The organism is Gardnerella sp. DNF00983 (assembly GCF_049244265.1).
Taxonomy (GTDB): Bacteria; Actinomycetota; Actinomycetes; order Actinomycetales; family Bifidobacteriaceae; genus Bifidobacterium; species Bifidobacterium vaginale_J.
Window position 1 is genome coordinate 13,317 of the sequence record NZ_CP058392.1, and the last position, 13,082, is coordinate 26,398.

Genomic DNA, 13,082 nt, shown 5'->3' on the forward strand with positions numbered 1-13,082 from the left:
AAATGAAACAAATCAATTCAAACGACGAAAAAGAAATTCAAACTGCAGTTACTGGGCAAATAGAAAAAATATCATCTATAACAGATAAAAATGATATTAAAGAAAATTGCGCGAATTCTGTAGAAAAAATACTTTTTATGTATGCTACGGCTGTCAGTGATGTTGGAACTGTTCGTAGTAATAATCAAGATTCTGCATTTGCTGGTGAACATTTAGCTGCAATTTGCGACGGAATGGGTGGTCATGCTGGAGGAGATACAGCTTCTACTATAGCGATTCGTTCTCTTGCACATATTGAACAAGATTCAAGACCACATGATGTTAAAACTGTTTCTTCGATGATGGAAACATCGATTATGGCTGCTCATGATGCGATTGTTGGTAAAGCTAAACGTGAGCGTCGTCTTGCTGGAATGGGAACGACAGTTACTGCAGTAACTCTTGTAAAAGGATACTGGGTTCTGGCTCATTTAGGCGATTCTAGAGCGTATTTACTAAGAGATAATCATCTTATGCGCATGACTACTGATCATAGTTATGTTCAGCATTTGATTGATACGGGTCATATTACGCCTGAAGAGGCGCGAAATCATCCTCAACGAAATGTTGTTATGCGAGTGCTAGGTGATTTTGATATAGACCCTCGTCCTGATATTGCTTTGCGTTCAGCGCATCCTTCTGATCGTTGGCTTCTTTGCTCTGATGGATTGTGTGGAGTTCTTGAAGATTCAACTATTCAAGATGTGATGAGTAGTATTTCTAATCAAGAAGAATGCGCTCAAAAATTAGTATCTATGGCACTTCGTGCTGGTAGTACAGATAATGTTACAGCCGTTATTGCAGACGCAACGCTTGCACTTGATGCTGATGCATTTGATCTTCCACATCAAACTCCGCTTATTGGAGGAGCTGCAAGTAATGATCTCGAATCAATTGCAGATATCGTAAATAAAGCAGTAGCTTCATCACCAGCATTGCGCGAAGATAAGAATTCACCAGCTCAAAGAGCAGCCGCGCTAGCTCAAGATGACGATAATTCTGAAAATACAAATGAAGGAACAATATCTATTACAAGAATTGTGCAACCTTCACATATTCGCGAAGAAGATGGAGAATTACATACACCTGACACTAATGAGATTCCTATAGTCAAAAAGAAGAATGGTAAAGTTTCCACGGATCCTCATGATCCAGATGTTGCTCGTGCTGTTAAACATGAGCAGGATGAGGCGCATCGTGCTCATTCATTGAGGCGCAGGTGGACTCGCATAGGAATATCTTTGGTAATATTGCTAGTATTATTTGTTATTTCTGCAATAGGCTACGGAGTATATGCGTGGACTCAAACGCAATATTATATTGGAAAAGACAGTAACAAAGTTGTTATTTATCAAGGAGTGCCAACAAATATTTTCGGTATTGCATTATCTCACGAAGTGGAATCTACCAACATTCCTGTTAATAAACTAGATAAATCTTGGCAGGATCAATTAAAAGAAGGAATTAGTTTTGGCAGCTTAGCTGAGGCTCGTGGTCATGCTTCGTTAATTCGTCGAGAAATGCGTGCGCGAGAACAAGAAAAACTTAATGAACAGAATCAAAAGAAATTAGAAAATAAAATAAATAAAAATAAAGATAACGCGAAGCAGGAGGGTAAAACCTCATGAATATGATTGCTACGCGTATAAGACAGATAGCATTGTTGCTTTTTGCAACTTTGCTTTCTGGAATGGCGTTTTTACAGATGTTTTTCCGTGTTGACGGTTATATTTCTGCTAATTATGCAGCAATGTTGATTCTTGTTATGGTGCTGTTTTTTGTATTTTGGGGTGTTCTTCTTGTTAAACAGCCATATGCAAGTCAAGCTATTTTACCTTGTATTATGCTTTTAACTGCAATTGGAACAGTTCTTATAGCTAGAATCGACAGACAAAATAATACAAATGTTGCAATAAAACAAATGGTGTGGATTTGTGCGGCACTAGTATTATCAATTATTTTCGTTATTCTTTTGAAAGATTATCGCATTTTAAGGCGTTTTTCTTATGTGAATATGGTTATAGGCTTAATTCTTTTGCTTTCGCCTATGGTTCCTGGGTTAGGTAAAGAAATTGGTGGAGCGAGAATTTGGATAGGTTTTGGCGATCACACAGTGCAGCCAGGAGAGTTTGCTAAGCTTTTCTTGTCGTTCTTCTTTGCAGCCTATCTGTTTAATCATCGTGATCGACTTGCTGTAGGTGGAAATAAAGTTTTGGGAATTCACCTTCCTCGCTTACAAGACATGGGGCCTATTGCTTTAGTATGGGCCGCATCAATGGGCGTGCTTGTTATTCAGCATGATCTTGGAACGTCGTTGATGTTCTTTGCAATGTTTGTGTCGATGTTGTATGTTGCAACAGGTCGCAGAGGGTGGATTGCTGTTGGAGGTATTGCTTTTGTAGCTGGATGCTTGATGGCAGTAAAGTTATTCGCACATGTGCAATATCGTGTGGATTCGTGGCTTCACCCATTCGACAATGCTGTTTATAATCGTTTCCCTGGTGGTTCAGCGCAAATTGTATCTGGATTGTTTGGTTTGGCTGCTGGAGGAACAACCGGAACAGGTTTAGGACAAGGCCATCCTTCTATAACACCGCTAGCTAATTCTGATTTTATTTATGCTTCTGTTGGTGAAGAGCTTGGTCTTACTGGGCTTCTCGCAGTATTAGTTTTATATTTAATTATTATTGCATCCGGAATGATTACTGCAATGAAAATTAAAGATGGCTTTGGAAAATTATTAGCTTCAGGGCTTGTTTTTACTATGGCTTTCCAAGTGTTTACTGTTGTTGGTGGAATTACTTTGGTTATTCCATTAACCGGTTTAACTTTGCCTTATATGGCAGCTGGAGGCTCTTCTTTAGTGGCAAATTATTTGCTTGCATCTTTGCTTATTGTTATTTCTCACGCTGCAAATAAGCCTGAATCTGCTCCTGTTTCAGATACTTTCCAATACGCTGCCTTAGCAGCATTGCGCGAGCGTGAATTGCAAGAGCGAGCTAAGACAAATACAAATAATAACGAATATAACAATACAAATTATGAAAATAATATAGATTCTTCTGCTGTTATTTCCTCTTCAGAAAGAGGTGATAACAATGAATAAAAGTCTTAGAGAACTTTTTACTGCAGTATTGGTACTTTTTGTAATACTTGGTATTTCTAGTACACTTATTACTTCTATTAAAGCGAATGCTTTGAATTCTGATCCTCGAAATCGCAGAGCTTTATACCATGAGTTTGGTGCTCCGCGTGGAGCAATACTTACATCAGATGGCACAGTTATAGCGAAATCTGAACCATCTAAGGATGCTTTTGTGTATCAACGTCAGTATTCTAACGGATTAGTATATGCTCCAGTTACTGGATATTTTTCTATTAGCCAGCGTGCAGATAGAGGAATTGAGGCTTCTCGCAATAGCTTATTAAGTGGAGAATCAGATGCTCTGTTTTGGCAAAAATTCCGTTCATTATTTACTGGAGCAACTAATCGCGGAGCTTCTATAGAGACGTCAATTGATTCACGTTTGCAAAATCTTGCTTATAATCTTCTTAAAGGCAAAGATGCAGCTTTAGTTGCAATTGAGCCAAAAACCGGAAGAATTCGTGCTATGGTAAGCACTCCAAGTTATGATCCAAATGATCTTGCTCTTCACAATATTAATGAAGTAAATAAATCGTATGAGAACATAACATCAGATGTGTCAAATCCTATGCTGAATCGTGCTGTTTCTGAGCTTTATGCTCCTGGCTCTACGTTCAAAACTGTTGTTGCTGCAGCAGCATTAGAATCTGGAAAATACAAACCTGATACGAAAATACCTGCCGGTGAGAGCTATGTTTTGCCTGGAACCAAAACGTCTCTCACAAATGTCACTTACCAAGCAAATGGTGTTGATGGAAAAATATCTTTTGAGGATGCTTTAGCATATTCGTCTAATACTGCTTTTGCTCAATTGGGTAATGCTTTAGGCTCTGACGCAATTGTAAAGCAGGCAAGAAAGTTTGGATTCTTCGATTCGCTGACCATTGATGGTTCTGATTCTACTGGATTCCCAATGCGATCCGTGAAATCTACTTTTTCTATTAAGCCAACTCCAGATAGATTAGCTCTGGAATCAATAGGTCAAGGTGATGCTAAAGTTACACCTTTGCAAAACGCTATGATTGCGGCAGCTATTGCAAATAATGGAACATTGATGAAGCCTACTCTTGTTGATTGTGTAAGATCTAGTGATTTGTCAGTATTGTCACAAACTAGACCAACTATTATGAACCAAGTAATGAGTAGTGACAGTGCATCTAAATTAACTTCTATGATGCAGGCTGTTGTTACAAAAGAAAATCCTAATCTTGCTTTACCTAATATTCATGTTGCAGCTAAAACAGGTACTGCACAGATTGGAATGTATAATCAAGCTGCTAATGGTTGGGTTATTGGATTTGCTCCTGCTGAAAATCCTAGAATAGCTATAGCAGTTATAGTACATAACACAAGCACATTTGGTAGCTATGCGGCAGGACCTATTATGCAACAAGTGATGAAGGAGGCGCTTAAACAATGAAACTCGTTGAAGGACAGTTAGTTCATCATCGTTATAGACTTGATCGCCGCCTTGCTCAAGGCGGTATGGGAGAAGTTTGGAAAGGCTTTGATATTCAACTTGGGCGAATTGTTGCTATTAAAGCGTTACGTACAGATACAGTAAACGTTGAAGCAAAGTTACGCCGTCTTCGTGCTGAAGCGCATAATTCTGCCAATTTAGCGCACCCTAATATTGCAGCATTATTTGACTATTATGAGCACGATGGTATTGGATTCCTAATTATGGAATATGTGCCAAGTAAATCATTGGCAGATTTGTATCATAAAGAAAAAATTATTGAGCCTACCAAGTTACTTCCTATTCTTATTCAAACAGCTCGAGGACTTTTTGTAGCTCATTCTCATGGCGTAATTCATCGCGATGTAAAACCTGCAAATATTATGGTTTCTGATACTGGCAATGTGAAAATCACAGATTTTGGTGTGTCATATTCTAGCGACCAGGAACAAATCACTCAAGATGGAATGGTAGTTGGAACAGCTCAATATATTTCTCCAGAACAAGCGCAAGGTGAGCAAGCTACTGCACAATCTGATATTTATTCGTTAGGTGTTGTCGCATATGAAGGTTTGTGCGGACATCGTCCATTTACAGGAGCAACGCCGGTAGATATTGCTGCTGCACATGTTAATGATCCTGTGCCACCTTTGCCAGAAAATGTTGATTTGCAATTGCAACAGTTTATTATGTCTATGCTTGCAAAGAATCCAAAAGATCGTCCAAAAGATGCATTAGTCGTGTCGAAAGTGTTATCTCGCATTGAGCGCAGATTGCTAGATCAAGAAACAGCCTTCAACAATACAACAGGAGTACTTTCTACAAATTTGCGTCAGCGAAGATGTATTAAGAGTATGCCTCAAAACCAAGTAAATATTATTAACATTTTTAATACCAATGATCGCAAGGAGCAGCAATGAATACCACAATGCCTACCTCATTAGCGAATGGTCGATACGAATTAGGGGAGCTTATTGGTCGCGGTGGCATGGCAGAAGTGCGTGTTGCTGTTGATAAGCGCTTAGGTCGTACAGTTGCTGTGAAAATCATGCGTTCTGATTTAGCGAACGATGAGATTTTCCTTTCGCGATTCCGCAGGGAAGCGCACGCAATTGCGCAGATGAACAATCCTAATATTGTAAATATTTACGATTCTGGAGAAGAATCTGTTATAGCAGAAAATGGCTTAGAAGAGCGTTTGCCGTATCTCGTAATGGAATATATTAAAGGAAAAACATTACGTGATGTTCTAAAAATGAATGGAGCTTTAAGTCAAAGAGACGCTGAACAAGTTATGCTCGGCGTGCTCAATGCTTTAGAGTATTCACACAGAATGGGTATTATTCATCGCGATATTAAGCCTGGAAATATTATGATTTCCGAGCAAGGCTTAGTAAAAGTCATGGATTTTGGAATAGCTAGAGCTCTTGATGATTCTGCAACAACTATGACACAGTCTCAAGGTGTTGTTGGAACAGCACAATACTTGTCTCCAGAGCAGGCTCGCGGTGAACAAGTAGATATGCGCTCTGACTTGTATTCTGCAGGATGTGTGTTGTATGAAATGCTAACTGGGCGCCCTCCTTTTATTGGAGATTCAGCTGTTGCTATCGCATATCAGCATGTTTCAGAAGTAGCGACTCCTATTAGCACACTTGTTCCTGGTATGCCTGCTATGTGGGACAAGATTTGCGCTAAAGCAATGGCAAAAGATAGACAAAACAGGTATGCCACAGCATCAGAATTTAAGAATGACATTCTAGCGTTTATGAATGGCGGAGTTCCTGTTGCAGCAGCGTTCAATCCGTTGACTGATTTAGCTAATATAAAGGCGCGTAAGCAGGCTGAGCAGAATGCTGCAAATATGGCTATGGGAATGACAGATGGTGCTGCAACTCAATCGTTTAATCCTATTACTGGTCAAGTTGAATCTGCAAATATTGCATTTTCTCCTAGCACGCGTGCGTCGCAAAGAGCGACAATGCAAGCGCAACGTCGTAAACGTGTAGTAATCGGATCTATGGTTGGAGTGTTGGTAACACTATTAGTTCTTCTAGGTGTACTGTTTATGCTCAATCGAAGTCGTGCTACTGGAGATATTGTAGTTCCAACATTTATGGAAACAACAACTCAAGATGCTGCCCGTGAAAAGTTGCGTGCACTTGGTTTGGTTCCAGATATTCGTGAAGATGATCACTCTTCTCAACCTGAAGGAACTTTCACTAAGCAATCGCCGCGTGGAGGTGAGCATGTTGCTTCTGGATCCAAGGTGACTGTATGGTTCTCGGTTGGACCACAATCAACTCGCGTGCCAGATGTGAGTGGTAAAACGCAAGAAGCTGCTCGTAAAATGCTTGAACATGCTGGATTTAAAATTGCTAATGTTCGAGTAGAAGATAGTGCAGACATCAAGAAAGATCATGTAACTCGCACGGATCCTGACGCAGATTCGTTTGCTGATAAGGGTACGTTAATTACTTTGTATATTGCATCCGGATTAACTAAAATTCCTGACGGTCTTGTTGGACAAAGCAAAGACATTGTTATCAGTCAATTAGAGAATTCTGGTTTTACTACGGATGTAGTTAAGGAAGATTCAGATAATGTTCCTGAAGGTTCTGTAACTCGACTAAATCCAACATCTGGTTCCTCTGTTAAACCACACAGCTCTGTTACTGTGTATGTTTCTCAAGGTGCTCCAAAAATTGAAGTTCCTAGTATAGATCTTGGCGCTGTTACATTCAAACAGGCAAAGAAAATACTTGAAGCAAAAGGCTTGAGAGTTGTATCTGATTCAATGGCAAAAGATGACGATATAGTCATTAGTATGTCTGAGGAAGCAGGAAACAAGGTTGAGAAAGGCAAAGCAATTACATTAATTACACGCCCAAGCCTTAGCTCCCCGTCTGATTCAGACTGATTAAGACTGATTCAGATTTGTTTTAGATTGAATCTGTAAAAATAAATAATATATATATGCTGCTTGTGCTACAAGAAAAGTAGAACAAGCAGCATTTTTGTATATCTAATGAGAATCCGTATATAGCTTATAAAAATTAATGCGTGAAAATAGATCTGCAAAAATAGATTTATATTAAGTTGCAGAGCATGTTATAAAACGAAAAAATAGCTGTTTAAGATATGTTTATTTGTTTAGACATAGTTTTACAGCAATGCATGATTTTATACGTTTCTATAGGCTTTTATTTTATTAATAAAAACAAAAGGCGACTGCTCTTAATACGCAATCGCCTTAAATGTTTTTATTTTGCAAGTTTTAAAGTAATTTAAGAATATTTAAAACTTACTATTCAATCCATTGTCATATAGTTGTTGAGTAATTAGACATCTGCTGAAGTAATGGAATTGTAGATGCAGCCCAAGGGAAAATCCACTGGAATAGCACTAACACAATGAAGAAATAAATCAGAATCGAAAGAATCCAACGAATCACTGTGATGCCTGGCTGTATGCGCAAAATGCCGCCAAAAATGCTTATGTCAGGCTTTCTCTTTAATCCAGCGCGAATAGCGCGAAGTTCTGGCCATTGCCAAGCGATTGCTCCTGCTGCGAAAATCATCACATATACTAACAGAACAAACACCATAATTGGCACTAGTGAAGAAAGTTGAGAAGCTAGAGATTGTTGTTCATTGTTAATAAACTTCACTTTTCCTTGCTCGTCAATAGTGGAAAGTTCTTTTGGAATACCATCGCTAATCTTTGCCCAATAAGCAAACGTTGCGTAGCTAATCCAGCGATGAGTTGCAGCAGTATACTTAGGCTCACAAGTTGTAAGAGTAAGCATACGTTTTGTTGGTTTCTCACCAGGATGCTCAGGATTTGCATCAACAACTTCACCGTGATCTGGTGTAACAATCTTGTAAGAAGTGTATTTATAGACGAACCAATAATCCTTTGTGCGAACCACTATTGGGTCGCCAGGTTTCAGTAAGTCTACGTCTCCCAATGGCTGACCATAGCCATTTCGGTGTCCTGCTACTGCAAAATTACCCATTGCGCCAGGCATTTGCGTGGTTGGATAATGACCCAAACCGCGTTTGCTTAATATTTCTGGCGTAATTCCTTCTACAACATTTCGTTCCCACTGATTTCCAAAACGTGGTACATACAAACGAGCTATAAGGTCATCAGACTTTGGTTTTTTTAAGGCTGGCGGGTCAGTATTCTGAGGTAAAGCAATCTTTGTTTTATCACCAGTTTTTGGGTTTTGCCAAGATATTGCTTGACGATCCTCTACTTGAGTGTGCTCAGCCTGCTCTCCAGTCCACCACATTTGCCATGCAATGTACAGTGCGCAAATAACTGCAAAAGCTATCAACAGTTCGCCAATAACTCCAGCGGCTTGCCACCAGAAATTCGAGCTGCTACGCTTCGTTTTTCTTTCCTGCATATTAGCAGATTGCATAGTGTGCTACTCCTTTATTGATGTATGAAGACTTTGCAACATATTTTATTTGTTTAGCACTTTAGGAACTGTTGCGTACCTTAATGGTTGCAACAAAGCCGATGCCTCAGGGAATCGCAGATTATTCTTTTTCTCCACTTTCCATCCTAATCCAAACGAACTTACGTACTCCTTGTAGGTGTTTATGGCTGGTGAATTGTTTAGAGCATCGACCATGCCATCCATTGGACCAATAGCAGATATTTTATACGGTGGCGAGTACTGATGACCTTGCAGCATAAGAACATTACCAATACAAATAACTGCGGAATTAAATAATACTCGCTGATCTTGAATAGTTATTGCTTCTGCGCCGCCGCGCCACAAAGCATTTACTACAGCTTCAATATCTTGTTGGTGGATTACGTAATCATTAATATTTCCGGATGTTCCGGAACCATTAACCGCTCCTTTCCAAAGAGGAGAGTCGTTAAGAGTTACAACAATTCCAGGTCCTTCAAGTTTTGGAAGTACAGTACTGCTTCCAGTATCAGAAGATTCTTTTCCTTCACTAGTGCTGCTGCCAAGCGTTTTATTAAGTAAATTAATTTTAGAATCTAAAGATTTTATATCTTCTCGTAAATTTTTTGTGCGCTGCGAATTTCTTTCAACCATTTGACTTGTATTAGAAGTCACAAAAGCAGAGCGGTTTACGCGCAAGTTAAGAACGAATAAATAGCCGGTAAGAAATACTGCGACAGCAACAGCAAAACTGCTTAACAGCGAGTGTTGAGCACGATGTTTCCCAGTTCTCTTAGCCATATTTCGCCTTCATTCTTCACGCGTTCGAGTGTAACCACTATTATAGCGTGTAGCCGATTGATTGGAGAGTTACAGTTATGGCTGATGAAGAATTGCACACGACTGCAGCTGACGACGCTGCAAAGAAGAGCGATACGTCAAATGAGAATACTTATGGCGTTCCTATGGACGAAGTTGAAGCAGTGTTGAATGCTACTGCGGATAAAGCAACGCTTTCTCCACAGATTCAGCAAATGATGCAGCGACAAGCTGAAAATAGGCGACGCGTCGAAGAAAGCATTAAAGGCACAAAAGCTAATGCTGCATGGTTTGTGCCGCTGTTCTGCACATTAATGGTTGTTGGATTAATTTGGGCTGTTGTTTATTATTTGAACCCTGTGCTTCCAATTCCTGGAATTGGTGCATGGAATTTAGTTATTGCATTAGTAATAGTAATGACTGGGTTTATTATGACAATGTGGTGGCGTTAGTCTGTAAAACAAACTGTTTAATATGTTTTAAAAGTAGCTATGCAATTGTGTAGCTACTTTTTATTTTGTTGCTGCTACTGCGCGAATAAGTATATGATTTTTATTGCTATCAGTTGTTGCAATAATTCTTGTGTTTCCGCCATCTTGTAGGTTTAATTTTTTTCGCAATGCTTCTACTGGTATTGGAAAGTTACGAGTAACAATATTTGCATGAGTAATATCAGCAAAAGTTTGTTTTATCTCGCGTTTATTCATGCTGCATACATTTTCAATTTTCCATATTTTTCCCGGAAATTCTGAGTAGTACTCTTTCGATACGTAAACATGACTATTTGCACTGATTTGTTGTATATTGTATTGAGTTTCTAACAATGAAAAACAACCAGCTTTCATGATTGCTGCATTCGGTTCATAAACGTATTGCGACCATTCTTGCCAGTTATTTATATCTAAATTTTCATATTTTTTATTATTTTCTTCTATATTATTTAAAACATTTGATTCAGGCTGTATTGATACCTGATTTGTTGAAGTATTGTAAGTTGCTTGTATAACAGTTATCTGATTGTCGTTTACGCAATATACTGGTACTTTTGTGTGCTGAGAGTTGCTGAGTATTATCAATAGTTCCTTGCACTCGTTACTATGTGCGACTATGTGTACGGCTTCTACATTGCCACTAAAATCGCTAACTGTTTTGTGCCAATCAAGCATTGGAGAAAGTTTAATAATCACTATTTCTGCTTTAGCGAGCAACTGATTTTTAAGATCTAATACGTTTGGAGTGCAATCTTCAATAGCGTATGTGCGAGATCCTTGTTTGTCACGACGAGCTGGATCGACGTATATTATCGTTGACTTAGGAATGTTTTTGAGTGCATCAAGGCTGTTATTGTTGTAGCACTTTACGTTTGTAATACCAAGTGCATTCATATTGTGATGTGCAATGCTAGAAAGTTCGTTTTGCTGTTCAATACAAATAGCAGAATCGAAAACTTCAGACATTATTGCGCAATCAACGCCAAAGCCGCCAGTAAGATCCACAAGTGTGCTACTAAAATTTTCTGAATTTAATTTGTTGAGTAATTCTTTTGCAACATTTGCTTTGTATTGTGCTGTTGATTGAGAAGAACACTGTTCCATAGAAATGTGTGCAGGATATATGACTTCGTTGCATGAAGCCCATTTTGGCAGTTTTTGTTGTGCTATTTGTTTACCTGCTATTTGGTTAATTGCAAAAGGTATGTCGATATTCGCGTTGCGTGGTGCTTTAAGAGCAGCTTTGCTTGGTGACAATTGTGCGTTTTCTTTAATAAAAGTGAGTGTAGAAGCGTTTGCTGGTTCGATTGTTTTTGGAACTTGAAGTGTAGGCATGAATCTTATTCCTTATTGAGGTGTAGAAAATTTTAGAGCAAGCAGAGTTTAAAATTATTTAACCAATAGGTTAGTCCACAAAAAATTTAAATTGTGGATAACTCTTATACACTTGTGCACAGGTTTGAAAAAGGCAAGTTATCAACGTTTGTGACTAACTATGTGGATAACTTATATAGTTGTCACCAATTTAGGCACAACTTATACACAATCCTGTGCACATTGGTGGAAAACTACACGCATGTAATTTAACAAATTATGCCTTCAAACAAAACATTGCACAAGCAGTGAGAATAGCAAATAGTGATACAAAATATACTAAGAAACGCGTATTAAAAGAAGCTTTTTTAAGTAGCGGATTTTGCACTCCGAGCAATGCTGCAATTGCAGTACCCGAAATTAAGCCTCCAACGTGTGCTTGCCAAGCGATATTAGGCACAATAATTGGCATAGCGAGAGTAATAGCAATCCAAATAATTGTTCCTCGCATGTTTTCACCTAGTCGCCATTGTGCTACGAGAAGTGCGCCTATAAGTCCCATAATAGCTCCTGAAGCACCGTATGAAGCAACGAACCAATTATTAGTGAGTTTGCACCATACGATATCAGCTACGCTTCCGCCAAAGCCGGATATTAAATATAATCCAAAAAACTTCCATTTACCGAAGAATCGTTCTAATTCAACTCCGAGTGACCAAAGACATAGCATATTGAAGAAAATATGGGTTAAATTTGGTGCGTGAATAAACAGTGATGTGAACCAAGTCCAAGGTGTTTGCAACGCAGTAATTGGAAGAAAAGCAGTATAGCTTATTAGAGTCAAATAATAATTTGGGTATGCAAAGTTTAGTACCATTTCCAATATCCAAATAAAAATGCATGAATATACTAAAATGGCTGTGGTCGTGTTAAAACGAAGTCTTATATTATTTAAAATATTTTTAATATCAAAGTTGTGCATATGCTTATGATATCGGTTTTGCTTCACAAATTTAATCAATAACATTATTTAAAAAAGATGCAACTCTGAAGAAAAGCAACTATGATAGTTATTACGCGACAAAAAGCGGTATAGATTGTTGACTTGGACGAGCAGGTCAGCTTAACCGGAAAGGAGCCATCATGGAGAACAGATCCTCTGGCGGTTGGAAGTTCTTTGCACTGCTCTTCGGAGCACTGCTCGCAGGTATTGCTGCGTTGTATGTGTACAAGCAGCATAATCCTGATTATGACCCTTGGGAGGAACCATGGGAGAACAGTTCTTCGCCAATTGACCTAGGGTTAGAAAAAGAAGAGAAAGAAGCTAACGATACTCCTGCCGCTGAGGCATAAGTGACATTTGCTTTATACAGTCCAAAATAAAGG

The 13,082-nt window shown here is 38.8% G+C and carries 11 protein-coding genes; 7 read left to right on the top strand and 4 right to left on the bottom strand.

The genetic code is table 11. The annotated features are described in order from the left end of the window. The first annotated feature begins 2 nt into the window (after positions 1–2). The 5 genes from HXT34_RS00060 to pknB are packed head-to-tail and all read left to right on the top strand — an operon-like array spanning position 3 to position 7,563. Positions 3–1,667: a protein phosphatase 2C domain-containing protein gene (locus HXT34_RS00060; RefSeq protein ID WP_415683152.1), complete on the top strand. Its 1,665-nt coding sequence runs from the start codon at positions 3–5 to the stop codon at positions 1,665–1,667. Beyond that, positions 1,664–3,145: an FtsW/RodA/SpoVE family cell cycle protein gene (locus HXT34_RS00065; RefSeq protein ID WP_391496111.1), complete on the top strand. Its 1,482-nt coding sequence runs from the start codon at positions 1,664–1,666 to the stop codon at positions 3,143–3,145. Before HXT34_RS00060 ends, HXT34_RS00065 begins: the two co-directional genes overlap by 4 nt. Then, entirely contained in the window at positions 3,138–4,604 is a 1,467-nt protein-coding gene (locus HXT34_RS00070; protein ID WP_415683151.1) for a peptidoglycan D,D-transpeptidase FtsI family protein, read from the top strand. The genes HXT34_RS00065 and HXT34_RS00070 overlap by 8 nt, the downstream gene beginning before the upstream one ends. Continuing rightward, a complete protein-coding gene (locus HXT34_RS00075) occupies positions 4,601–5,563 on the top strand; it encodes a serine/threonine-protein kinase (RefSeq protein ID WP_391496109.1) in 963 nt (320 codons plus the stop codon). Before HXT34_RS00070 ends, HXT34_RS00075 begins: the two co-directional genes overlap by 4 nt. Next, positions 5,560–7,563, top strand: a complete 2,004-nt coding sequence (pknB, locus tag HXT34_RS00080; RefSeq protein ID WP_415688947.1) for a Stk1 family PASTA domain-containing Ser/Thr kinase — start codon at positions 5,560–5,562, stop codon at positions 7,561–7,563. The genes HXT34_RS00075 and pknB overlap by 4 nt, the downstream gene beginning before the upstream one ends. A 402-nt stretch (positions 7,564–7,965) precedes the next feature. On the opposite strand, the gene HXT34_RS00085 is transcribed toward pknB, so the two are convergent. Beyond that, positions 7,966–9,072, bottom strand: a complete 1,107-nt coding sequence (locus HXT34_RS00085) for a class E sortase (RefSeq protein ID WP_415683149.1) — start codon at positions 9,070–9,072, stop codon at positions 7,966–7,968. Positions 9,073–9,117: 45 nt separating this feature from the next. Next, on the bottom strand, positions 9,118–9,873 hold the full coding sequence (locus tag HXT34_RS00090; protein ID WP_391496106.1) for a DUF881 domain-containing protein: 756 nt from the start codon (positions 9,871–9,873) through the stop codon (positions 9,118–9,120). 77 nt (positions 9,874–9,950) lie between these two features. On the opposite strand from HXT34_RS00090, the gene crgA reads away from it, so the two are divergent. Continuing rightward, a complete protein-coding gene (crgA, locus tag HXT34_RS00095) occupies positions 9,951–10,343 on the top strand; it encodes a cell division protein CrgA (RefSeq protein WP_004106118.1) in 393 nt (130 codons plus the stop codon). A gap of 60 nt (positions 10,344–10,403) precedes the next feature. Here the strand turns inward: crgA and HXT34_RS00100 are convergent, their stop codons facing one another. Then, on the bottom strand, positions 10,404–11,717 hold the full coding sequence (locus tag HXT34_RS00100; RefSeq protein ID WP_421784854.1) for a THUMP-like domain-containing protein: 1,314 nt from the start codon (positions 11,715–11,717) through the stop codon (positions 10,404–10,406). 256 nt (positions 11,718–11,973) lie between these two features. After that, on the bottom strand, positions 11,974–12,678 hold the full coding sequence (locus tag HXT34_RS00105) for a rhomboid family intramembrane serine protease (protein ID WP_415687588.1): 705 nt from the start codon (positions 12,676–12,678) through the stop codon (positions 11,974–11,976). Between the two features lie 161 nt (positions 12,679–12,839). Between HXT34_RS00105 and HXT34_RS00110 the strand changes: the two genes are divergently transcribed. Further along, positions 12,840–13,049, top strand: coding sequence for a hypothetical protein (locus HXT34_RS00110; RefSeq protein ID WP_004106126.1), 210 nt, complete (start codon positions 12,840–12,842; stop codon positions 13,047–13,049). The last annotated feature ends 33 nt before the right edge of the window (positions 13,050–13,082 follow it).